This window comes from Marinovum sp. 2_MG-2023 (genome assembly GCF_030548265.1).
Lineage (GTDB): Bacteria > Pseudomonadota > Alphaproteobacteria > Rhodobacterales > Rhodobacteraceae > Marinovum.
Genome location: NZ_JAUOSD010000035.1, coordinates 1 through 23,312 on the forward strand (window position 1 = coordinate 1; position 23,312 = coordinate 23,312).

A 23,312-nucleotide genomic window follows, 5' to 3' on the forward strand; every position below is an offset into this window, starting at 1 on the left:
GCGGGATGGAGCAGCCCGGTAGCTCGTCAGGCTCATAACCTGAAGGTCGTAGGTTCAAATCCTACTCCCGCAACCAACTTTAGCGAACAGGCCGCAGTCGAAAGACTCGCGGCCTTTTTTGGTGCTTCCAGTGAAGGTGCGGCGCGCTAGCCGGTCCTCTCACCGTTCCGCTAATGCACGTCCTGCGCTGCAATTGACGGTTTGTTGGGTGAACATTTTCGCGATGATCGGCTGCCTCTTGATGGACAGGGCAAGCAACCCGATATAGTGAAGTCCAATGGCCAAGAAAAAAGACACAGATCCCAATTACAAGGTCCTCGCCGAAAACCGGCGGGCGCGGTATGATTATGCGATCGATGATGATATCGAATGCGGGATCATCCTGACCGGGTCAGAGGTGAAATCGCTGCGCGAGACCTCTTCGAATATCGCCGAAAGCTATGCGGCGGTGGAAGAGGGCGAATTGTGGTTGGTCAATTCCTATATCGCGCCGTACAACCGCGCCATGTTCCCACATGAAGAGCGTCGCCGGCGTAAGCTTTTGGTGTCCCGCAAGGAATTGTCGCGACTTTGGTCCGAGACTCAGCGCAAGGGGATGACGCTGGTGCCGCTTGTGCTGTATTTCAATCACAAGGGTCTGGCGAAGATGAAAATCGGCATCGCCAAGGGTAAGAAGAACCACGACAAACGCGCAACGGATGCACAGCGTGACTGGAACCGCCAGAAACAGCGGCTGTTGCGCCACGACGCGTGATCTACCTGTGCTTGATTGCGATCTGACAGCGCTAAAACGCGCGCGCTGTCACGGCGAGAGTACCCCCGCATAGCCCAGCCCGACAGTCGGGCCTCCGCTATCAAGTTCAGATTACGCGCCAGTGTTGTCAGCCCCGAGATTGTGCCGCGCCGCCAAGCACACAAGTAGTTTTTGCCGCCTGAAGACCCCGATCGCCCGGTGTCAGGATCAACAAGGTAAATCCATATCCCGCCACGCCCCATGGCAGAGCGGGGAATACCGCTGACACATTCCCGTCACCGCCATGCTGTTTGATCGCTATTGATTGACCGACCCTGCTGCATGGCCGGGAAAACGGGTAGATCCCATTCAGGAGACAGTCACGTGGAACTCATTATCAGCCTTTTGTCCGGCGCGGTTGGCGGCAACGTCGCGGGCAAACTTCTCGGCAAACTTGATCAGGGTATGCTCATCAATTCGATTTCCGGCATTGTCGGTGGCGGTCTTGGCGGGACGCTTTTGTCGATGATTGGCGCGCCGGATGCCGCTGGTGCAGCGGGCGAAATGGCCGGTTTGGACATTGGTGCGCTTCTGGGCCAAGTGGCCGGCGGCGGTGTCGGTGGTGGCGTGGTGCTGGCCATTGTCGGCGCGGTCAAGAACATGATGGCGAAATAACCAGCGTCCGGGGCGTTCAAACCCCATCACAGGCGGCGGGTGCCCTCCCCCAGGGCAGCCGCCACTTGTGTCCCTCTGTCGGCTTCAGTAGGAAGAAGCAAAGGCGCAATGGGGGATATATGGCACAAGACGATCCCAAAACACTGGTCTCGACCGATTGGCTGGCACAGCATCTGAAGGACCCGGATCTTCGTATTCTGGATGCGTCGTGGCATTTGCCCGACGCCGGGCGCGATGCACGTGCCGAATATGACGCGAGCCATATTCCCGGCGCGCGATTCTTTGACATCGAGGAAATCTCTGATGCTCGGTCCGATCTGCCACATATGGTGCCGCCGGTCGAAAAATTCATGTCGCGGATGCGCGCGCTTGGCGTCGGCGACGGCCATCAGGTTGTGGTCTATGACAGCGTCGGCTTGTTCTCGGCCGCCCGTGTGTGGTGGCTGTTCCGATTGATGGGGCAGGACAATATCGCGGTGTTGGATGGTGGTCTGGCGAAATGGACCGCCGAGGGCCGTGCGACCGAAGACATGCCGCCGGTGATCCGCGACCGGCATATGACGGTGCGCGTGCAAAATGCCCTGCTGCGCGACGTGACCCAGGTGTCCGCCGCCGCGAAATTGCAAAGTCATGCGATTGTTGATGCCCGCGGTGCGGCGCGGTTCCGTGGCGACAGCCCCGAACCCCGCGAGGGCCTGCGGGCCGGGCATATTCCCGGCGCGCGCAATGTGCCCTATGCCAGCCTGCTGAACGCGGACGGCACGATGAAATCCCCACAAGAGACCCGCGCATTGTTCGAAGCGGCGGGTGTCGATCTGGACAAACCGGTCATCACCACCTGTGGCTCTGGCGTAACGGCGGCGATCCTGTCGCTGGCGCTGGAACGCATGGGCAAGACCGACCATTCGCTTTATGACGGGTCATGGGCGGAATGGGGCCAATTTCCCACAGTGCCCGTAGCCACCGGAGAGGCCTGAGACCATGCTGACCAACCTGCAAGAAATGCCCGCCGACAAAATTCTGGCGCTGATGAAGATGTACAAGGACGACCCGCGCCCGCACAAGGTCGATCTGGGTGTCGGCGTTTACAAGGACGCTTCTGGCAAAACCCCGATCTTTGGCGCGATCAAGGCGGCGGAAAAGCTGCTTTGGGAACGGGAAGACACCAAATCCTATGTCGGGCTGATCGGTGATCCCGCTTACAAGGATGCGATGGCGGATCTGATCCTGGGGGATGCGGTGCCTGCGGCGAATATTGCCGGGGCGGCAACGCCCGGCGGCACAGGCGCGGTGCGAAATTGTTTCGAACTGGCGCGTATGGCCAACCCGGATGTGCGGGTCTTTACCTCGGATCCGACCTGGCCGAACCATCTGTCGATCCTGAAATTCATGGGGCTGCCCAACGTCGAATACCGCTATTTCGATAGCGAGACCGGCGGCGTTGATTTTGACGGCATGCTCGAAGATCTGGCGCAGGCCGGTCCGGGCGATTTGGTGCTGTTGCATGGCTGCTGTCACAATCCGACCGGGGCCAATCTGAACCTGACCCAATGGCAGGCAGTGATTGACCTGCTGCTGAAAACCGGCGCGACCCCGATGATCGACATCGCCTACCAAGGCTTTGGCGATGGGCTGCAAGAGGATGCCGCCGGCGTGCGGCTGGTGGCAAAATCGGTGCCGGAGCTGCTGATCGCGGCGTCCTGTTCCAAGAATTTCGGCATCTATCGGGAACGGGCCGGGCTGGCGATGGCGATCAGCAATGATCCGGCGCGGCGCGACATTCACCAAGGTGCGTTGGCGCATCTCAACCGGCAGAACTATTCCTTCCCGCCGGACCACGGCACCCGGTTGGTGACCATGGTGCTGACAGATGAAAAACTGCGCGCCGACTGGATGGCGGAACTGGAAGACATTCGTTTGGGTATGCTGACGCTGCGCGAAAGCCTTGCCCGGGCCCTGCAAGAGGCTTCTGGCTCTGACCGCTTCGGTTTCCTAGCGGAGCATCGCGGCATGTTCTCGCGTTTGGGGACATCGCCCGACATGGTGCAGAAACTGCGCGAAGATCACGCAATCTATATGGTCGGGGACAGCCGGATGAATATTGCCGGGTTGAACGCCCAGACGGTCCCGGTGCTGGCCAAGGCGATTGTCGATACCGGCATCTGAACACGGTTCACAAATGATATGACAGGCCGCTCTGAGAAGGGCGGCCTTTTTCGTTGTGGCCCCCATGGCGCGCGCCCCGTGCGCCGTGATGCGGCAATCTGTGCGTTGCGGATGCAGAGTGGCGGCGCTACCGTTGAGCTGTCTCGCCCCGCCTTGCACAGCATCCGGGACAGACCCCAATGAAATTTGCATGACTGGCTTGTCCGATGAAGCCCAAGATTTTCACGACTCTGCGGAGCTATGATCGCCCGCAATTTGGCAGTGACGTTGCCGCCGGCATCACGGTGGCCATGGTGGCCCTGCCGCTGAGTATTGCGATTGCAATCGCCTCCGGTGCCGGGCCGGAAAAGGGGTTGATCACCGCGATTGTTGGCGGGCTTTTGATTTCCATGCTGGGCGGCAGCCGGGTTCAGATCGGCGGCCCCACTGGCGCATTTATCGTTGTGGTGTTCGGGGTGATTGCCGAACACGGGTATGACGGGCTTGTGCTTGCGACGTTCATGGCGGGGATCATCATGTTGGTCGCGGGCTATTTGCGGGCTGGCAATCTGGTGGCCTATGTTCCCGAACCGGTGGTCAACGGGTTCACGCTTGGCATTGCGGTGATCATCGCGGCCAGCCAGATCAAGGATCTGTTTGGCGTGTCCATCGCAGAAGACCCGGCGGAATTCCTGGCCAAGATCGAGGCCTTGTGGGCCGCCCGTGACAGCGCAAATTTCGCTGCCTTGCTCATCGGGCTGGTCACGATGGTTCTGATCGTGGTGCTGCGTCGGCTCGCGCCGAAATTTCCCGGATTGATTCTGGCCGTCGGGGCGACATCGGCGATTGTGGCGCTGGCCCAGCTGCCGGTGGATAGTTTGTATTCCCGCTTTGGGGCCTTGCCCAACACCCTGCCTCTGCCGGCCATTCCGGCCATCACGCTGGAGCGGGTGGTAGAGCTGTTGCCGTCGGCCTGTGTCATCGCCTTTTTGGCCGGAATTGAATCGCTGTTGTCGGCAATGGTGGCGGACAAGATGATCGACGGGCACCACCGACCCAATGCCGAGGTGCTGGCGCAGGGCTATGCCAATATTGGCTCCGCGCTGTTTGGTGGTCTGCCCGCGACCGGGGCCATTGCACGCACCGCAACCAATATTCGCGCCGGGGGGCGGACGCCCGTGGCGGGGATCGTGCATGCGGTGACCATCTTGCTGGTCATGCTGCTGGCCGCGCCATTGGCCGGTTATCTGGCGATGCCAGCGCTGGCCGGATTGCTGATTCTGACCGCCTGGAACATGAGCGAGCCGCATAAATGGCGGGGCTATCTACAGGAACGGCGATCAGATCAGTTCTTGTTGCTTTTGACCATGGTGCTGACCGTGTTTGCGGACCTCACCATTGCCATTGGCGTTGGGGTCGCTCTCGGGCTTGCCCTGCGCCTCAGACGGCGCAAGGTGCCGCCATCGGATTGGACACCCCGAGAGCGTTGATATTCGCAGACGTCAGTTCGACCGCCCACCGCCAAACAAATCGCGCAGTACCTGTTCCAGCACTGTATCGGGGCCATTGCCCGCCGAGGGGCGGCGCTGCGTTTGTTGCGGGTTTTGCGGCTCTGGGGCCGGGGCGGGGCGCGCCGGTATTTTCATCGGCAATTCCCGCACCGGCAGGCCCTTGTGCACGCGCACCATGGTTTCATGCCAGATTTCGGCCGGAAGACCGCTGCCTGTCACCCCGGTCAGCGGGGTGTTGTCGTCATAGCCCATCCAGACCCCGGCGACGTAATCCGCAGTGAAGCCGATGAACCACGCGTCACGCGCGGCTTGGGTTGTGCCGGTCTTGCCCGCAGCGGGGCGATCGGGCAGGGCGGCACGGCGTCCCGATCCTTCGGACACCACTTTTTCCATCATATAGATCAGCGATTCTGCCGCCTCTTTCTGGATCACCCGTTCGCCGATGCCGCCGGTGGTGTCCATCAAGGGCGTATCGTCGCCCAGCAGCTTCAGCTCGACCAATCCATAGGGCGTGACCGAAGACCCGCCGTTGAGGATGCCGGCATAGGCCCCGACCATTTCGATCAAAGTGGCCTCAGATGCGCCAAGCGCCATCGCCGGGCTGTCGGCCAATGCGCTTTCGATGCCAAAATCCCGCGCCACTTTCTGCACCAGATCCCGGCCCAGTGACTCTGATATTTTCACCGCCGGAATGTTCAATGACCTTTTGAGCGCCTCGGTAAGCGTCACCTGACCTTTGTAATCCTTGGTATAATTCTTTGGGCACCATTCGCCGGAACCGGGGATGTTCATGCAGAACGGTTCGTCGCGGATCGTGTCCAGCGGCGAATAGCCCATTTCCATTGCGGTGGCATAGACAAAGGGTTTGAAGGACGACCCGGTCTGGCGCTTGGCCTGGGACGCGCGGTTGAACACGCCAGAAACCTTGGTCCGGCGCCCGCCCACCATGGCGCGCACGGCGCCATCGGCAGACATCACCACAATGGCCGCCTGCGCCTTTGACCCTTCGCGCACCTTGTTTTCAAAGATAAAGGTCATCGCATCTTCGGCCGCCTTCTGGATGCGTTGATCCATCGTGGTGCGAATGATGACGTCTTCGGTGGTGTTGCGGGTAAAGAATTCCGGCCCTGACGACATGACCCAATCGGCGAAATATCCGCCGGCCTCGGCCTCGGCGGCATCTGACAGGACGGCGGGGTTTGCCTGTGCATCCTGGGCCTGTGCGGCGGTCAGGTAATCCTGTTCCTCCATCAGACGAATGACCGTTGCGGCCCGCCGCTGTGAGCGTTCCAGATTGTTGGTCGGGGCATAGCGCGAGGGGGCCACCAACAGGCCGGCCAGCATCGCGGCCTCTGCCGGTGCGACCTCATTCGCGGATTTGCCGAAATAGCGTTGGCTTGCGGCTTCGAACCCGCGCGATCCTTCGCCCAGAAAGGCCCGGTTGAGATAGATGGTCAGGATCTCGTCCTTGGAGTATTTGACCTCCATCGCAATGGCATAGGTCGCCTCCTTGATCTTGCGCCAGAGCGAACCTTCGCGGCATTCCGCTTCATAGGCGCGTTCGCTCTTCCAATCCTGTTCGTTATAGGGCGTGCCAAGGCAGAGCAGTTTTGCGGTCTGCTGGGTGATGGTCGACCCGCCATGGCCGGACAACGGGCCGCGCCCCTCGCTCAGGTTGATGCGCACCGCGCTGGCAATGCCGCGGGGGCTGACGCCGAAATGGCGGTAAAACCGTTTGTCTTCGGTCGCGACCACGGCGTTGCGCAGATGCGGCGATACCGTCTTGGCATCAATCGCGCCGCCGAATTGCTGGCCGCGCCATGCAAACACCGCGCCACTGTTATCCAGCATGGTGACCGAGCCGCGTGCGCGCCCGTCGAGAAGCTCCTGCACCGGCGGCAGGGTCGCGTTGTAGTAATAGACCCCGATGCCCACCAGAAGCGCAATCACCGCTGTCACTGTCACGCCAATGCGCACCACCAACCGCACAATCCAACGCAGGAACATCGCCAGATACCCGATCGGACCACGCCGCACCGGTTTGCGGCGCGCGGCGGGACGTTTCTTTTTCGGGGCCGGCTTCTTGGGCGCGGTGGTTTTCTTGCGTGCGGTGCTCGGCCCCTTGGAGGGATAGCGTTTGTCCGCTCTCAATCGCGGCTTGCGACCGCTGGAATCACTCATCTCACTGACCTGCTCGGGTTTTTGGCTTTTTCCGTAAAATAGCCCTTTCTGGCCTTGTTGTAGAGGGCGGTGCCGCACAGTTGTAATTTATTTATCGTCTAATTTTTGTGCGAGGACCTGCATTTGTGCAAAAATTGTGCAAGTGGCGCGGAAATCGCCGCCTATTTTGGCGTCAAAACCTTCCCGTTTGGGGTGTTCCGCCGCTTTTCTGCGGTTGCGAAATCCGCAGGCCCGACCTGCTAACTGACAGGCCCGGCCTGCATACCGAAAGGGAAGAACGTGAAACTCATCATTGCAACAATCAAGCCGTTCAAGCTTGAAGAGGTTCGCGAGGCGCTGACTGGCATCGGTGTACGCGGCATGATGGTGACCGAGATCAAGGGCTTCGGCTCACAGTCCGGGCACACCGAGATTTACCGCGGCGCGGAATATGCGGTGAACTTCGTTCCAAAGATCAAACTCGAAATCGTCGTGTCGGCCGCCATGACCGACCAGGTTGTCGAAACCATCACCAAAACCGCCCAAACCGGAAAAATCGGTGACGGCAAGATTTTCGTGCTCGATGTGGCACAGGCCGTGCGCGTGCGCACCGGTGAAACCAACGAAGACGCGCTGTAAGCGGGCGTCCCCGGACAAACAAGGGAAACGGAAATATGAAACTTCTCAAGACACTAGCCCCGGTGGCCGCACTTGTTGTGCTGCCCAGCCTTGGGCTCGCTCAGGACGAGGGTCCGGTGGCAGGTGTGAACGCCTCAACCGACAGCGTCTTCATCTTCAACTCGTTGCTGTTCCTCATCGGCGGCTTCCTTGTGTTCTGGATGGCCGCGGGTTTTGCCATGCTCGAAGCGGGCCTTGTGCGTTCCAAAAACGTTACGATGCAGCTGACCAAGAACATTGCGCTGTTTTCGTTGGCCGCGATTGCCTATTACCTGATTGGCTACAACTTGATGTACCCCTTGGGCACATGGTCGATTGATGGCATCCTGTCCGGCGTCTGGGGCCCCGGTGTTCTTGAGGCAGTGGGCGTAAGCGCGGCAGATGCCGATGATTACGGCTATGCGTCGACCGGGTCTGACTTCTTCTTCCAGCTGATGTTCTGTGCGACCACCGCGTCGATCGTGTCGGGCACATTGGCCGAACGTATCAAGCTTTGGCCGTTCCTTTTCTTCGTGATCATCCTGACCGCGATTATCTATCCGCTGCAGGCGTCGTGGAAATGGGGCGGTGGCTTCCTTGATGCGATGGGTTTCCTTGATTTCGCCGGTTCCACAGTTGTGCACTCGGTTGGTGGCTGGGCCGCTCTGGCTGGCGCGCTGATCCTTGGGCCGCGTATCGGCAAATATTCCAAAGAAGGCCGGACTATCCCGATCCCGGGCTCGAACCTGTCGCTTGCCACTCTGGGTACGTTTATCCTTTGGCTCGGTTGGTTTGGTTTCAATGGTGGCTCGCAGCTGGCCATGGGCACAGTCGGTGACGTTGCAGACGTAAGCCGCATCTTTGCCAACACCAACACCGCTGCTGCGGGTGGCGCGATTGCCGCTCTGATCCTGACCCAGTTGCTGTACAAGAAACCGGACCTGACCATGGTGCTGAACGGCGCGCTGGCTGGCCTGGTGTCGATCACAGCAGAGCCGCTGACCCCGACACTGGGTTCCGCAACTCTGATCGGTGCTGTCGGTGGTGTGATCGTGGTCTTCGCGGTTCCGTTCCTCGACAAGCTGAAGATTGACGATGTTGTTGGCGCGATCCCGGTTCACCTGTTCGCTGGTATCTGGGGCACACTCGCGGTTGTTCTGACCAACGGTGACGCATCCATCGGCACACAGCTCTATTCGATCCTGGTTGTTGGTATCTTTACCTTCGTTGTATCGGGCGTCGTCTGGTTCATCCTCAAGGCCACCGTGGGCATCCGCGTCGGCGAGGAAGAAGAGATCACCGGTCTCGACATGGCTGAGCTGGGCATGGAAGCATACCCAGAGTTCTCAAAGGGCTGATCTCAGCCGACCAATGGTCTGAGAAATACAGTTTGCGAAGGCCCGGACGGAAACGTCCGGGCCTTTTCTTTGTCTCTCGCAGAATCAAATGCGGATATGCTAGGTTTTGCGGCATGAAGGACCAGACCCCCAATATCCGCGACCGTGAGGCCCCAATCATCCGCCAGCTGGATGAGGCCGCAGTCAATCGAATTGCCGCAGGCGAGGTGGTCGAACGCCCCGCGTCGGCGGTCAAGGAGTTGGTGGAAAACGCACTGGATGCCGGGGCCACACGGATAGAGATCGACATTGCCGGCGGCGGCAAATCGCTGATCCGGGTGCGCGACAATGGCTGTGGCATGACCGCCGAACAATTGCCGCTGGCCTTGTCACGTCATGCCACGTCCAAGATCGACGGCAGTGATCTGCTCAACATTCACTCCTTTGGATTCCGGGGCGAGGCGCTGCCGTCGCTTGGTGCGGTCGGTCGTTTGACCATCACTTCGCGTGCGGCGGGGGCGGATGCGGCGGTGATCCATGTCGAGGGCGGCAATCCCGCGCCGGTCAAACCCGCCGCCTGTAATCGCGGCACCACGGTCGAGCTGCGCGATCTGTTTTTTGCCACGCCGGCGCGGCTGAAATTCCTGCGCAGTGACCGGGCCGAAACACAGGCGATTTCCGACGTCGTCAAGCGGCTTGCCATGGCGGAACCCTTTGTCGGTTTCACCCTGCGCGACGTGACCGGCGACAAAGAGCGCGTCAGCTTTCGCGCTGATCCGCAATCCGGCGAATTGTTCGATGCGCTGAACGGCCGTCTGACCCAGATCCTTGGACGAGAGTTCAGCGAAAACGCCGTGCCGCTGGACGCAGAGCGCGAGGGGCTGCACCTGACCGGTTTTGCCGCTCTGCCAACCTATTCGCGTGGCTCGGCGGTGGCGCAATACATGTTCGTCAATGGCCGCCCGGTGCGGGACAAGCTGTTCTATGGCGCGCTGCGTGGGGCCTATGCCGATTTCCTGTCGCGTGACCGGCATCCGGCGGTGGCGCTGTTCCTCGATTGTGATCCACATCTGGTGGATGTGAACGTGCATCCGGCCAAGAGCGAGGTCCGCTTTCGCGATCCCGGTCTGGCACGCGGGTTGATTGTGTCGGGCTTGCGCCATGCGCTGGCCGATGCCGGGCATCGTGCCTCGACCACTGTGGCCGGGGCCACGCTTGGGGCGATGCGCCCCGAAGTGGTCGAACCGCGTGTCTATCAAATGGATCGGCCCAGCGCGGGCGCGCGCAGTGCGTCCTATCAGGCGCAATCGCCGGGATTTGCCGATTTGGCCGCTAGCTATAGCGCGCGGGTCGAGCCCTTTTACGGTCCCGACCTCAGCCCCGATCATAACCCTGACCACAGCGATGCAGGTCCACATGGGCCCGACGCGCGGTCACAGCAGGCGCCGCAGTCCTTTTCGCAGTCCCCTCTGCCGCAGTCCCTGCCACTGGGTGCAGCGCGGGCGCAGGTGCATGAAAACTACATCATCGCGCAAACCGAAACCGGCATCGTCATTGTCGATCAACATGCCGCGCATGAACGTCTGGTCTATGAACGGCTAAAGCGGCAGGCGGCGGAAAATGGCATTGCGGCGCAGGCGCTTTTGATCCCCGAGGTGGTCGACCTTTCTGACACCGATTGCGCCCTGCTTTTGGAACATGTGGATGCGCTGCGCGAGCTTGGCCTTTCGGTCGAACCCTTTGGCGGTGGCGCAGTGGCCATTCGCGAAACCCCGGCCATTCTGGGCGAGGTCAACGGCGAAGCGCTATTGCGCGACATCCTGGATGAACTGCACGACCTTGGGCAATCGGCACAGCTCAAGGATCGGATCGACGCCATCCTGAGCCGTGTCGCCTGTCACGGTTCGATCCGGTCGGGGCGGCGGATGCAGGCGGATGAAATGAACGCGCTGTTGCGCGACATGGAGGCGACGCCGCATTCCGGGCAATGCAACCATGGCCGACCCACCTATGTGGAATTGAAACTCAGCGATATTGAAAGATTGTTTGGCCGCACATGATCCAGATTGGCGACGCCGCATTTACCCTCAGTGACCCATTGGCGCTGGCCGCTTTGGCCGGTCTGTTGCTGATCATTGCCGTCTTTTGGCTGTTGATCGTGGCGGTCCGGGCGTCCGGTCGCACCGCCCGCATGACAGAGCCGCTGGCGCATCAAATGGGAACGCTGGGCCAGCGGGTACAGGCGCTGGGCGATGGGCAAGAGCGGCTCTCTGGCGGGTTGCATCACGTCAGCGAGGCGCAGGCCCAGAGCCAGATCAAGATGTTGCAGATGATGGAGCAGCGGCTGGCGCAGGTTCAGCAGCAGATGAGCGAGAACCTGCATGGGTCCGCCCGCCGCACCGCCCACAGTCTTGGTGAATTGCAGGAACGGCTGACCGCCATCGACAAGGCACAGGACAATATCACCAAATTGTCCGGAGATGTGCTGTCCTTGCAGGACATCCTGTCGAACAAACAGACGCGCGGGGCCTTTGGCGAGATCCAGTTGAACGACATCGTGTCCAAGGCGCTGCCGTCGGACAGCTATACCCTGCAAGCGACGCTGTCGAACGGCAAGCGGGTCGATTGTCTTATCCATCTGCCCAACCCGCCGGGGCCGATCGCCATCGACAGCAAATTTCCGTTGGAAGCCTATGAGGCCCTGCGCAACGCCGACAGCCCGGAGCGGTTGCAGCGCGCGGCAACCCAGCTGCGCCAAAGCCTGCGCAAACATATCAAGGATATTTCCGAGCGTTATATCCTCGACGGTGAAACCGCCGATGGCGCATTGATGTTCCTGCCGTCCGAGGCGGTTTACGCCGAGCTGCACGCAAATTTCCCCGAAGTGGTGCGCGACGGTTTTGCCGCGCGGGTCTGGATCGTGTCGCCGACCACCTGCATGGCGACGTTGAACACCATGCGCGCGATCCTGAAAGACGCCCGGATGCGGGAACAGGCCGGGGCGATTCGCAAGGAATTGAGCCTGTTGTTTGGCGATGTCGAACGGCTGGGCACGCGGGTTGAAAACCTTGACCGGCATTTTGGTCAGGCGGCCAAGGATATCGCCGAAATCAAGATCAGTTCCGACAAGGCCGGACGCCGTGCCCGGCGGCTGGACAATTTCGATTTCGAAGAACTGGCACCAGAGGCTGAGGCAAACGTGGTGCCGCTGGCCAAAACCTGAGCGCGCTATTTTTCGCGCGGCGGGGTGGATTTATAGAGCGGCAACTGCCAGCCAAACCGCAGGCTGCCAGCGCGCAAGATCCAGGTCATGATGGCGCAGCCCAAAAGGCGGATTTCCGATGGAAATCCGAGTTCCAGCAAAATCAACGCCGTCGACGATCCGGCCAGCGCTGCGGTGGCGTATAATTCGCCCTGGCGCAGGATCACCGGCACCTCATTGGCGACCACATCGCGCATCAAACCGCCGAAACATCCCGTCGTAACCCCCATGATCACCACAATTGTGGTCGGCTGGCCCAGCGCGATGGCCACGCCCGTGCCCGCCGCAACGGCGACAGCCAGCGCAAAACTGTCGAGCCAGATCAGCAACCGCAGGCGGCTTTCGACCAGATGGGCCGAAAAATAGACCGTGATGGCGGCGGCAACGGCGATCAGGATCACACCGGGATCCGCCATCCAGAAAACCGGATTGCGATCCAGCAACAGGTCGCGCACCGTTCCGCCGCCCACGGCCGTCAAACAGGCGAGAAAAGCGAAGCCGATGATGTCCAACTGTGCTCGTGACGCAGCCAGCGCGCCGGTCAGGGCAAAGACAAACACCGATGCGTAATCCAGAAGTGTCAGGATCATGGTTGGCCCCATTGCTGTGCGCGGTTCACGATTTTTCCTTGAACGGTGCCATCCCTTCGCGCGCCAGTTCGTCCGCGCGTTCGTTTTCGGGATGGCCCGCATGGCCCTTGACCCATTGCCAGGTCACATCATGGCGCGCCTGTGCCGTATCCAGACGTTGCCACAGCTCGACATTCTTGACCGGTTTGTTGGCCGCGGTTTTCCAGCCGTTTTTCTTCCAGCCAAAGATCCAGGAGGTCACGCCGTTTTTGACATATGCGCTGTCGGTCACCACGGTGATTGTTGACGCCCGCTCCAGCGCCTCCAGAGCGTGGATCGCGGCCAGCAGTTCCATCCGGTTGTTGGTGGTCATGGCTTCGCCGCCTTTCAGCGTGCGTTCCTTGACCACTTTGTCGCCGTCCCGGGCCAACATCAGCGCCCCCCAGCCGCCAGGGCCGGGATTGCCGGAACAGGCACCGTCGGTATAGGCAAAAAGATCGGGCATGATGGGCATCCTTGGATTGCGTTGGTGCCACATCGCAAAGCCTGCGCATGGTTGCAAGGGGAGAGGGGGCCGGCCCCCTCGGCCTTTGGCCTCACCCCCGGGATATTTTTGGTCAGATGAATTGGCGCATCGGGCAAGCGGTCAGCGGGGGCCATGGTGTCGGAGTTCGGGCCTTGCCGGAGCCGGCCACGGAACAATCAGGCGCGATCCAGCGCCAAACGCCCGGCCAGCAGGGCAAAGACCGCCGCAAAGGACCGGTTGAGCCAGGTCATCACCCGGTCAGATCCGAGGATCGCCTGACGTGCCGCGGCGGCGAAACTGCCGTAAAGCGCAAAGACCGCAAGGGTCAGCGCCATGAACACCCCGCCCAGGATGGCGATTTCCAGGGTCGCTGTGCCGGGTGTGCCAGAGAGGAACGGTGGCAGCAGTGCCAGAAAGAAAATCGACAGTTTCGGGTTCAGCGCGTTGATGAGAACACCCCGCCAGGCGATGTGCGGGCCGGCCTCGGTCCTTTCGCGGGCGCGGATCTGTAGTGCGCCGCCTGAACGTAAGGATTGCCAGGCCAGCCACAAGAGATAGGCCACCCCGGCATATTTCACCAGATTGAACAGCAAGGCCGATGAATGCAGCACCGCCGCAAGCCCCGCCGCCGCCGCCAAAAGGGCCGGCAAGATCCCCAGCGTACAGCCAAGTGCCGCCCAGAGCGCGGACCGCCGCCCCTGACCCAGACCGATGGCAATCGTGTAGATCACACCGGTGCCGGGGGCGAGTACGACAACAAGTGCGGTGAGCAAAAACTGAAGGCTGAGCATCTTGATCTGTCCCTGATCGTTCCGGCGCAGATCAGGTCAGGCGAGGGCGGCAGTGTCAACCCATGTGACGGGCTGTTCGGGGGACATCCAGAACACCGGCGCCTCTGCGGTGGCATCGACCGTCAGCACCCCCATGGCATCCAGCCCGCCCAGCACGGAATCCACCGCTATGGTGGCCAGAATGATGCCCATCACCCGGCTTATGACACTGGCCCCGGTGTTGCCGATCAGGCGGTGGATGGCGCTTGCCGCCAGAAGCAGGACCAGCGTGAAGGCCAGCACAAGGATCAGCAGGCCGGCGGTGATGATCTGGTCGGTCAGCGGTTCGGTGTGATTGTCGGTCAGGACCACAATCGCCAGCATCGCCCCCGGCGAGGCGATGGACGGCATGGCCAATGGAAAGACCGCCGACGCCAGATGATCGCGGCCGGCCTCTTCGATTTCGCGGTTCGGTTTGGAATCGCCGAATATCATCGTCATGGCAAACAGGAACAAAATGATGCCGCCGGCAATCTGGAACGAACCAAGCCGCAGGCCAAGGGTTTCCAGAATGACCTGACCGGCCGCCAGAAACACCAACAGCACCAGCGTGGCGATCACGATGGCGCGTATGGCAAAGCTGCGGTGCAGCGCACGGGGCACGGATTGTACGGCAAACAGATAGACCGGGATTGTGCCGACAGGGTCGATCACCACAACCAGGGTTACCAATTCGCGGATCAGGTCATTCCAGTTCATTACTCTCTTTCTGATTGGGGGGGGCGTGATGTCAGGCCGGCTGGCGCAAGACACGCGGGACTTTGAATTCGACATTTTCCTGCGCGGTTTCAACCTGTTCCACCGTGACATCATAACGTGCGCGAAAGGCGTCAATCACCTCGTTCACCAAAACCTCGGGGGCAGAGGCCCCGGCGGTGATGCCAATGCTGGAAATCCCGTCCAGCGCCCGCCAGTCGATGTCACTGGCGCGTTGCACCAGTTGCGAATAGGCACAGCCCGCGCGAGAGCCGACCTCGACCAGACGGCGGGAATTCGATGAATTCGGCGCGCCGACCACCAGCATGGCGTCGCATTTTGCCGCCATGGCCTTGACCGCCTCCTGGCGGTTGGTGGTGGCGTAACAGATGTCTTCCTTGTGCGGTCCGACGATGGCCGGGAACCGGGTGTTGAGCGCCGCAACAATATCGGCGGTGTCATCAACCGACAGGGTGGTCTGGGTGACAAAGGCCAATTTGGCGGGATTTCGCACCTCGACGGTGGCCACATCCGCGACGGTTTCCACCAAGAGAACCTCACCCTCGGGCAATTGTCCCATGGTGCCGATGGTTTCGGGGTGGCCGGCATGGCCGATCATGATCATTTGCAGACCGTTTTCGGCGTGGCGCTGTGCCTCGATGTGGACTTTGCTGACCAGGGGGCAGGTGGCATCGACATAGATCATCTCGCGCGCCTCGGCCGCGGCCGGAACCGATTTCGCCACACCATGGGCGGAAAAGATCACCGGGCGGTCATCCGGGCATTCAGCCAGATCTTCGACAAACACTGCGCCCTTGTCGCGCAGGTCATCAACGACGTATTTGTTGTGCACGATCTCGTGGCGGACATAGACCGGCGCGCCCCATTTGGTCAGCGCCATTTCGACGATCTTGATGGCCCGGTCGACACCGGCGCAAAAACCGCGCGGCGCGGCAAGATACAGGGTCAGGGGCGATGTATGGGGCATGGCGGTCTCCGGTGTGCAGGGTCGGGGTACTGCTTTGTGCGGCTTGCGTCCAGTGATCGGGGCCATTCGGTGGCGGGATCACGCTGCGGTGATTTGACCTTCCCCTGTTGGAAGGTCTGACCGAGGGGGAATGTAGGCCAGTGTGGTCAAAAGAGGTGCAAAATGAAAATCAAAATGGCAACGGTGATGGTCTGTGTGGCGGGTATCGCAGGGGCAGAGACACGTCCAGAAGATGCAGCCGGTCTTTTCCCCTATTGGGACGAGATGGCGGTATCCCGTGGTGCTTTGCTTTATGACGAAAACTGCTCTGCCTGTCATGGGGCCAATTTGCAGGGCGAGGCCGACTGGCGGTCACGCAACTTGGACGGATCGTTTCGTGCGCCGCCGCATGATGCCACGGGGCATACCTGGCATCATGCCGATGAACAGCTGTTTGCAATCACCAAATTCGGAACCGAGGTGGTGACCGGCGGGGCCATGGCCACCGACATGGTCGGGTTTCAGGATGTCCTGAGCGATGATGATATCCTGGCCGTTTTGGCCTTTATCAAATCCCGATGGCCGCAAAAGATCATTGCGCGTCACAATGCAATGAACCGGCGGCTCGAGGCGGCGCAATAACCGCAGGCCCAATAACCACAGGCCCGGAAACCGCAGGCCCAAAAAACCGCAGGCCCGATTGCCGGGCTGTCGTGGGGGGGGCAGAGAGCGGTGGCCCGTAGGGCCATCGTGAGGACCAGAGGAGTGGGTGGTCGTGGTGGTCGGCAGCGTTTTGCAGGTCCGGTGTAAAAAACACACTGTCAAAGCATCCTGTCAAAACGTCGCGTCCAAAACTTTGTGCCACACAAAGCCGTCACCGTATCGCAACAAAACGCGATCGGTTTCCGCCTACGGCGCTGGTTCAGACCGCAGCGGCGGCGTGTTCAGCGTGTTCTTCCATCGGTTCGCGCGGTGGGCGGCCAATCACGTCGCGCAACCCGTCGAGCTCGATGAAATTATCCGCCTGGCGGCGCAATTCATCGGCAATCATCGGGGGTTGGCTGCGAATGGTGGAGACCACCGAAACCCGAACGCCCTGGCGTTGCAGGCTTTCGACCAAAGGCCGGAAATCGCCGTCACCGGAAAACAACACGATATGATCAACCCGCGAAGCAAGCTCCATGGCATCAACCGCAAGCTCGATGTCCATATTGCCTTTGACTTTCCGGCGGCCCTGGCTGTCGGTGTATTCCTTGGCCGGTTTGGTGACCATGGTGAACCCGTTATAGTGCAGCCAGTCGACCAAAGGCCGGATGGGTGAATATTCTTCGTTTTCCAGCAATGCAGTGTAGTAAAACGCGCGCAATAACTTGCCCCGTCTGACGAATTCCTGCCGAAGAAGTTTGTAGTCGATGTCGAACCCAAGCGCCTTGGCGGCTGCATAAAGATTGGATCCGTCAATGAACAGCGCGAGCCGTTCGTCCTTGTAAAACATAAAATGCCCTTCCAATAATTAGGCTCTGGCCCGCGGTGTGAGTGAAATTTTGCGGGAGAGCCATCTATAAGGGTAGTGGAAAACCGCCGTGCTGCAAGAGAGCGATGATAAAAATGGCGCTTTTCAGCGCAACTATCACGGGAAGTTGGGCTTTATTTCGCTTGGTGCGAACTTGCCTTTAGGGAAGGATTCGCCACAAAAGAGTATCGAAACTGCCATTTCCCGTTTACAGGCGCGCGATTTGGTGATTCGCGCGCAAAGCCGATTTTTCGCCACACCCTGCTTTCCGCCCGGTGCCGGGCCTGACTATGTCAACGCGGCGATTGCCGTTGACTGGTTGGGCGCACCAGAGGCTTTGTTGCAGCTTTTGCATGAGGTCGAAGCGGAATTCGGCCGCGAGCGGGACCAGCGATGGGGGATGCGAACCCTTGATCTTGACCTTATCGCGCTGGGTGCGCAGGTCGCACCCGACGATACAACCTGGAGGCGATGGCGTGATCTGAGCCTGCAAGAGCAGATGCAATTGGCCCCGGACCAGTTGATCCTGCCCCATCCCCGCATTCAGGACCGGGCCTTTGTCTTGGTGCCATTGATGGATATTGCGCCGGATTGGGTGCATCCGGTTCTGGGTCGCAGTGTCGCGGAAATGACTGCGGATTTGCCCGCCGCCGACGTGGCAGATGTCAAACCTCTGTGAACCGCGACAAATTGCGCGCCGCCTGTTGGAAAACCTGCTTGTCAAGCCTTTTGATCCGCTTTAAGACCTACACCTTCTGACAGAACTCGGCAGACGGAGATTCCCAATGGCCCGCGTGACGGTCGAAGATTGCGTTGATAAGGTTCCCAACCGGTTTGAACTGGTGATGCTTGCCGCCCATCGGGCGCGCGAGGTGTCGGCCGGTGCTGCCATTACCGTGGATCGCGACAACGACAAGAACCCCGTTGTCTCGCTGCGTGAGATCGCCGAAGAAACCCAAAGCGCCGACGAGCTGCGGGAACGGATGATCGAAAGCAACCAGACCCAGATCGAGGTGGACGAACCCGAAGAGGACGCCATGGCGTTGCTTATGGGGGCAGAACCCGACAAGCCGCAGGACGACGACATGTCCGAGGAAAAATTGCTGCGGGCATTGATGGAAGCGCAAGGCCAGGGGTAACCCCGGCCAGCGTTTGGGGCAGGCGATGATTTCAGCTGACGATCTGGTCGCGCTTGTCCACAATTACAATCCGAAGACCAATGAATCCCTGATCCGCGCGGCCTATGATTATGGCCGCGAGATGCATGAGGGCCAGTTCCGCCACTCTGGCGAACCCTATTTCAGCCATCCGGTCGCAGTTGCCGCGCTTTTGACCGAGCAGCGACTGGATGATGCGACCATCGTGACCGCGCTTTTGCACGACACAATCGAAGACACCAAAGGCACATTCAACCAGATCAGCGGCAAATTCGGCGAAGAGATCGCTGTGCTGGTCGATGGTGTGACCAAGCTGACCAACCTGCAACTGTCGTCGACCCAGACCAAGCAGGCGGAAAACTTCCGCAAGCTGTTCATGGCGATGTCCCGCGATTTGCGGGTCATTCTGGTCAAACTGGCCGACCGGCTGCACAACATGCGCACGATCAAGGCGATGCGCCCGGAAAAGCAGGTGCAGAAGGCCCGCGAAACCATGGATATCTATGCACCGCTGGCCGGGCGCATGGGGATGCAATGGATGCGGGACGAGCTGGAGGATCTGGCGTTCTCTGTGCTGAACCCCAAGGGCCGCGCCAGCATCATCCGCCGTTTCATCACCCTGCAAAAGGAAACCGGCGATGTGATCCATCGGATCACCAGCGACATGCGCGCCGAGTTTGACAAGGCCGAGATCGAGGCCCAGGTGTTTGGCCGCGCCAAGAAACCCTATTCGATCTGGCGCAAGATGCAGGAAAAAGAGATGGGGTTTTCCCGTCTGTCCGACATCTATGGCTTTCGTATCATCACCGATACCGAGGCCGATTGTTATGCCGCGCTGGGCGCGATCCATCAACGCTGGCGCGCTGTGCCGGGCCGGTTCAAGGATTATATCAGCCAGCCGAAATCCAACGGCTATCGCTCGATCCACACCACGGTGTCGGGACGCGATGGCAAGCGGGTCGAGGTTCAGATCCGCACCCGCCAGATGCACGATGTGGCCGAAACCGGCGTTGCCGCGCATTGGTCCTATCGCGATGGTGTGCGCAGCGAAAACCCCTTTGCCGTCGATCCGGCGAAATGGATTTCCTCGCTCACCGAACAATTTCAGGATGACGAGGATCACGAGGATTTTCTCGAAGCGGTCAAGCTTGAGATGTATTCGGATCAGGTGTTTGTCTTCTCGCCGAAGGGCGACGTGATCAAGCTGCCGCGCGGCGGCACACCGCTGGATTTTGCCTATGCGATCCACACCCGGATCGGTCATGCCTGTGTCGGGGCCAAGGTTGACGGGCTGCGCGTGCCGCTCTGGACCCGGCTGAAGAACGGCCAGTCGGTCGAGATCATCACCGCCGATGGGCAGGCCCCGCAGGCAACCTGGCTGGATATTGCCATCACCGGCAAAGCCAAAAGCGCGATCCGCCGTGCCCTGCGCGAACAGGACCGGGAACGGTTTGTGCGTTTGGGCCGGGAACTGGCGCGCGCCGCGTTTGAACATGTGGGCCGCAAGGCCAAGGACAAGGTGCTGGAAACCGCCGCCCGCAACCTGCGGCTGGACGATGCGGAAACGCTTCTGGCGCGGCTGGGTTCAGCCGAGCTGACGTCGCGCGCGGTGGTCGAGGCCGTCTATCCCGATCTGGTGACCGAAGACGGGGACGAAATTGACCGCAAGCGCGCGGTGATCGGCCTTGAAAACGGTCAGAGCTTTCGGCGCGCGCCCTGTTGCCAGCCGCTGCCGGGGGAGCGGATTGTTGGCATCACATATCGGGGTCAGGGCGTGGTTGTGCATGCGATTGATTGCGAAAAACTGGCCGAATACGAAGAACAACCAGAGCGTTGGCTGGACCTGCATTGGCAGGAAGGCAAACACCCGGCGGCCTATGCGGTGACGCTGGACATCACGATGAGCAATGATGCCGGCGTGCTGGGACGAATTTGCACATTGATCGGTGGGCACAAGGCGAATATCTCGGATCTTGAGTTTATGGACCGGAAACCGGATTATTATCGCCTGCATATCAACACCGAACTGCGCGACGCCGAACATCTGCATTCACTGATCACCGCGCTGGAAGCGGAAAGTGATGTTGCCCAGGTCGCTCGCGTGAGAGAAGTTACCCCGATCGCCTCCCGAGCCGAAGCAAGCTGAAAGGAACACCTTCCGTGGTTTTCAAGCGCCGCGACAGAAAACCGACCTGGCGCGCTGTGTTGGAATTCTTCTGGCCACGGGGGGGATGGGGGCGTGCCGCACGCTATATCAAACATCGCTTGCGGCGATTGCCCGACCCGCCGGAAAAGATCGCCCGCGGCATTTGGGCCGGGGTATTTACCACCTTCACGCCGTTTTACACCATGCATTTCTTGGTGGCGGCGATGCTGGCGATGATCATGCGGGGCAATGTCCTGGCGGCGCTTCTGGGCACTTTTTTTGGCAATCCGCTGACCTATTTGCCGATTGGAATCATATCGCTCAACACCGGGTATTTCCTGTTGGGGACAGAGCTGTCGCCACATGTCGAACGCACCCTGATGGGCAAATTCGTGGATGCCGGCGAAGATCTGACCATTAATTTCTGGGCCTGGGTCAAAGGCAACCCGCAGGATTGGCATGGGCTCGAAGTGTTCTGGCATGACGTGTTCTATCCCTATCTGATTGGCGGAATCATTCCGGGCATCGTTGCCGCCACCATTGCCTATCTGGTCGCGGAACCGCTGATCCGTGCCTATCAGACGCGGCGCAAGGGCGTGATGAAGAAACGGATCGAGGCGATCCGCGCCAAGGCCGCCGCCAAGAAAGCGGCGCTGGCCAAAAACGGGGCGGACAAGCCGGAATAAGCCGGACGAAAACGGGGTTTTCACACCGGCATTGCGCCGCTAGCTTGGCGGCAAATGAACCTCCAAGGTGATACAATGCAAAATCTCCGGCTTGGCGTGAATATCGACCATGTGGCCACAGTGCGAAATGCCCGCGGCGGCGCTTTTCCCGACCCATCACGTGCCGCGATCCTGGCACAGGAGGCGGGGGCCGATGGCATCACCGCCCACCTGCGCGAAGATCGCCGCCATATCTCCGATGCCGACATTGATGCCTTGATGGATGTCCTGCGGGTGCCGCTGAACTTTGAAATGGCGGCGACGACGGAAATGCAGACCATTGCCCTGCGTCACAAGCCACATGCGGTTTGTATCGTGCCGGAAAAGCGCGAAGAACGCACCACCGAAGGCGGGCTTGAGGTTGCACGCGAGGAAAACAAACTGGCGCATTTCATCGCGCCGCTGCGGGACGCGGGCTGTCGGGTGTCGATTTTCATCGCCGCCGACCGCCGCCAGATCGAAGCGGCAAACCGGATCGGGGCGCAGGTCATCGAGCTGCATACCGGCGCTTTTTGTGATGCCTATCACGAGGGCCGGATGGAAGACGCCGACCGCGAACTGGCCGCATTGCGCGAGATGGCGGCCTTTGCCGCCGATCTGGGGCTGGAGGTGCATGCTGGGCATGGGCTGTCTTATGATACCGTGATGCCGGTTGCCGCCTTTCCGCAGGTTGTCGAGCTTAACATCGGGCATTTCCTGATCGGCGAGGCGATTTTCCTCGGCCTGAGCGAGGCGATCGGCGAAATGCGGCGGTTGATGGTGGAGGCGAGAAAATGAATGGAACTTTGACCACTGCGGCCGTGGTGTCCCTGGCGCTTTTGGCCAGTGGCGCGTCGGCGCAGACGGTTGGCGATTGTGATTGGCGCGCATCGGCCCAGGCGATTGCCGAACCCTGGCAGGATAACACCCGCACCTTTTCCAATGGTAAGACCCGCCTGACCCTGACCGATACCATCGAACCGGCCGCGGGGGCCCTTCATCTGGTGATCTTGTCGCCGCCCTATAGCGAGCTTGGCGACCGGCAATGCAGGGTGCTGTCCTATGATGGCAGTATCGGTTTTGCCGGCGTCGCCTTTCAGGAGTTGGGCGCCGATTACGATCCTGCGCGCGGGTTGCTGTTTGACGTGCCGGTCCAATATTACGACGCGGCGCTGGGCGACACCACCGGCGGTTGGCTGAGCTTTGAGCTGAATCAGGCCAGCGGTGCAATTTCCGCCTATATCGGACCGGCCGAGTGATCCTGGGGATTGGCACCGACCTGTGCAATATCGAACGGATCGAGGGCATTTTGAACCGCTTCGGCGACCGGTTCCGCAATCGGGTATATACCGACCGCGAACAGCGCCGCGCTGCCCGCCGCCCGCATGAGGCCGCGACCTATGCCAAACGCTGGGCCGCGAAAGAAGCCTGTTCCAAGGCGCTTGGCACCGGTCTGCGCATGGGGATCGCATGGCGGGACATGTCGGTGACCAATCTGGCGACCGGCCAGCCGGTGATGCATGTCACAGGCTGGGCCAAACGGCGGCTGGATGCGATGACCCCACCGGGACACGAGGCGATTTTGCATGTCACCCTGACCGATGATTTTCCCTGGGCCCAGGCCATGGTGCTGATCGAGGCGCGGCCAATGGCCGATCCAAAGCCCTGAACACGCCTGAACACAGCTGACTGCAATGCAACTGCGGCGCTCGATTGCTTGACAC

General features: G+C 60.4%; 24 protein-coding genes. 17 read left to right on the forward strand and 7 right to left on the reverse strand.

Annotated elements, in window-relative coordinates; translation table 11 throughout:
• Positions 1–277: 277 nt before the first annotated feature.
• From smpB to Q4577_RS21855, 5 genes are all read left to right on the forward strand, one after another.
• Positions 278–754 (forward strand): SsrA-binding protein SmpB, encoded by a 477-nt coding sequence (gene smpB, locus Q4577_RS21835; protein ID WP_244684502.1) that lies wholly within the window; start codon positions 278–280, stop codon positions 752–754.
• A 363-nt stretch (positions 755–1,117) separates the two neighbouring features.
• A complete protein-coding gene (locus Q4577_RS21840; protein ID WP_244684504.1) occupies positions 1,118–1,408 on the forward strand; it encodes a hypothetical protein in 291 nt (96 codons plus the stop codon).
• A 119-nt stretch (positions 1,409–1,527) separates the two neighbouring features.
• The gene (gene sseA, locus Q4577_RS21845) at positions 1,528–2,385 is read left to right on the forward strand and encodes a 3-mercaptopyruvate sulfurtransferase (RefSeq protein ID WP_303472835.1); all 858 of its coding nucleotides are present in this window, start codon (positions 1,528–1,530) and stop codon (positions 2,383–2,385) included.
• A gap of 4 nt (positions 2,386–2,389) precedes the next feature.
• Complete coding sequence (locus tag Q4577_RS21850; protein ID WP_303472833.1) at positions 2,390–3,574, forward strand: amino acid aminotransferase; 1,185 nt, start codon at positions 2,390–2,392, stop codon at positions 3,572–3,574.
• 206 nt (positions 3,575–3,780) lie between these two features.
• Positions 3,781–5,043, forward strand: coding sequence for a SulP family inorganic anion transporter (locus Q4577_RS21855; protein ID WP_303472831.1), 1,263 nt, complete (start codon positions 3,781–3,783; stop codon positions 5,041–5,043).
• Between the two features lie 12 nt (positions 5,044–5,055).
• On the opposite strand, the gene Q4577_RS21860 is transcribed toward Q4577_RS21855, so the two are convergent.
• Complete coding sequence (locus tag Q4577_RS21860) at positions 5,056–7,245, reverse strand: transglycosylase domain-containing protein (protein WP_303472829.1); 2,190 nt, start codon at positions 7,243–7,245, stop codon at positions 5,056–5,058.
• A gap of 279 nt (positions 7,246–7,524) precedes the next feature.
• Here Q4577_RS21860 and Q4577_RS21865 point away from each other — a divergent pair, with 279 nt between their 5' ends.
• The 4 genes from Q4577_RS21865 (at position 7,525) to Q4577_RS21880 (ending at position 12,441) form a co-directional block, all read left to right on the forward strand.
• Complete coding sequence (locus Q4577_RS21865) at positions 7,525–7,863, forward strand: P-II family nitrogen regulator (protein WP_244684508.1); 339 nt, start codon at positions 7,525–7,527, stop codon at positions 7,861–7,863.
• Between the two features lie 35 nt (positions 7,864–7,898).
• Entirely contained in the window at positions 7,899–9,239 is a 1,341-nt protein-coding gene (locus tag Q4577_RS21870; protein WP_244684510.1) for an ammonium transporter, read from the forward strand.
• A gap of 113 nt (positions 9,240–9,352) precedes the next feature.
• A complete protein-coding gene (mutL, locus tag Q4577_RS21875; RefSeq protein ID WP_303472826.1) occupies positions 9,353–11,278 on the forward strand; it encodes a DNA mismatch repair endonuclease MutL in 1,926 nt (641 codons plus the stop codon).
• On the forward strand, positions 11,275–12,441 hold the full coding sequence (locus Q4577_RS21880; protein WP_303472824.1) for a DNA recombination protein RmuC: 1,167 nt from the start codon (positions 11,275–11,277) through the stop codon (positions 12,439–12,441). Before mutL ends, Q4577_RS21880 begins: the two co-directional genes overlap by 4 nt.
• A gap of 5 nt (positions 12,442–12,446) precedes the next feature.
• Here the strand turns inward: Q4577_RS21880 and Q4577_RS21885 are convergent, their stop codons facing one another.
• The 5 genes from Q4577_RS21885 to ispH form a co-directional block, all read right to left on the reverse strand.
• A complete protein-coding gene (locus Q4577_RS21885; RefSeq protein ID WP_303472822.1) occupies positions 12,447–13,070 on the reverse strand; it encodes a trimeric intracellular cation channel family protein in 624 nt (207 codons plus the stop codon).
• 25 nt (positions 13,071–13,095) lie between these two features.
• Complete coding sequence (rnhA, locus tag Q4577_RS21890; protein WP_303472819.1) at positions 13,096–13,554, reverse strand: ribonuclease HI; 459 nt, start codon at positions 13,552–13,554, stop codon at positions 13,096–13,098.
• A gap of 197 nt (positions 13,555–13,751) precedes the next feature.
• On the reverse strand, positions 13,752–14,366 hold the full coding sequence (locus tag Q4577_RS21895; protein ID WP_303472818.1) for a LysE family translocator: 615 nt from the start codon (positions 14,364–14,366) through the stop codon (positions 13,752–13,754).
• Positions 14,367–14,402: 36 nt separating this feature from the next.
• Positions 14,403–15,104, reverse strand: a complete 702-nt coding sequence (locus Q4577_RS21900; protein WP_303472816.1) for a MarC family protein — start codon at positions 15,102–15,104, stop codon at positions 14,403–14,405.
• Between the two features lie 31 nt (positions 15,105–15,135).
• The gene (gene ispH / locus Q4577_RS21905) at positions 15,136–16,089 is read right to left on the reverse strand and encodes a 4-hydroxy-3-methylbut-2-enyl diphosphate reductase (RefSeq protein ID WP_303472814.1); all 954 of its coding nucleotides are present in this window, start codon (positions 16,087–16,089) and stop codon (positions 15,136–15,138) included.
• A gap of 162 nt (positions 16,090–16,251) precedes the next feature.
• On the opposite strand from ispH, the gene Q4577_RS21910 reads away from it, so the two are divergent.
• On the forward strand, positions 16,252–16,710 hold the full coding sequence (locus tag Q4577_RS21910) for a c-type cytochrome (protein WP_303472812.1): 459 nt from the start codon (positions 16,252–16,254) through the stop codon (positions 16,708–16,710).
• Positions 16,711–16,990: 280 nt separating this feature from the next.
• Here the strand turns inward: Q4577_RS21910 and Q4577_RS21915 are convergent, their stop codons facing one another.
• Positions 16,991–17,563, reverse strand: coding sequence for an NYN domain-containing protein (locus Q4577_RS21915; protein ID WP_244684544.1), 573 nt, complete (start codon positions 17,561–17,563; stop codon positions 16,991–16,993).
• Between the two features lie 145 nt (positions 17,564–17,708).
• Here Q4577_RS21915 and folK point away from each other — a divergent pair, with 145 nt between their 5' ends.
• The 7 genes from folK (at position 17,709) to acpS (ending at position 23,257) form a co-directional block, all read left to right on the forward strand.
• Positions 17,709–18,260, forward strand: a complete 552-nt coding sequence (gene folK, locus Q4577_RS21920; protein ID WP_303472839.1) for a 2-amino-4-hydroxy-6-hydroxymethyldihydropteridine diphosphokinase — start codon at positions 17,709–17,711, stop codon at positions 18,258–18,260.
• Between the two features lie 106 nt (positions 18,261–18,366).
• Entirely contained in the window at positions 18,367–18,720 is a 354-nt protein-coding gene (rpoZ, locus tag Q4577_RS21925; protein WP_244684555.1) for a DNA-directed RNA polymerase subunit omega, read from the forward strand.
• Positions 18,721–18,745: 25 nt separating this feature from the next.
• Positions 18,746–20,884, forward strand: a complete 2,139-nt coding sequence (locus tag Q4577_RS21930; protein WP_303472809.1) for a bifunctional (p)ppGpp synthetase/guanosine-3',5'-bis(diphosphate) 3'-pyrophosphohydrolase — start codon at positions 18,746–18,748, stop codon at positions 20,882–20,884.
• Between the two features lie 14 nt (positions 20,885–20,898).
• Positions 20,899–21,570, forward strand: coding sequence for a DUF2062 domain-containing protein (locus tag Q4577_RS21935; protein ID WP_303472807.1), 672 nt, complete (start codon positions 20,899–20,901; stop codon positions 21,568–21,570).
• A 75-nt stretch (positions 21,571–21,645) separates the two neighbouring features.
• Positions 21,646–22,386 (forward strand): pyridoxine 5'-phosphate synthase, encoded by a 741-nt coding sequence (locus Q4577_RS21940; RefSeq protein WP_303472805.1) that lies wholly within the window; start codon positions 21,646–21,648, stop codon positions 22,384–22,386.
• Positions 22,383–22,847 carry a hypothetical protein gene (locus Q4577_RS21945; RefSeq protein ID WP_303472803.1) on the forward strand — a complete coding sequence of 155 codons (465 nt, stop codon included), beginning with the start codon at positions 22,383–22,385 and terminating at the stop codon, positions 22,845–22,847. The genes Q4577_RS21940 and Q4577_RS21945 overlap by 4 nt, the downstream gene beginning before the upstream one ends.
• On the forward strand, positions 22,844–23,257 hold the full coding sequence (acpS, locus tag Q4577_RS21950) for a holo-ACP synthase (protein ID WP_303472800.1): 414 nt from the start codon (positions 22,844–22,846) through the stop codon (positions 23,255–23,257). Before Q4577_RS21945 ends, acpS begins: the two co-directional genes overlap by 4 nt.
• Positions 23,258–23,312: the final 55 nt, after the last annotated feature.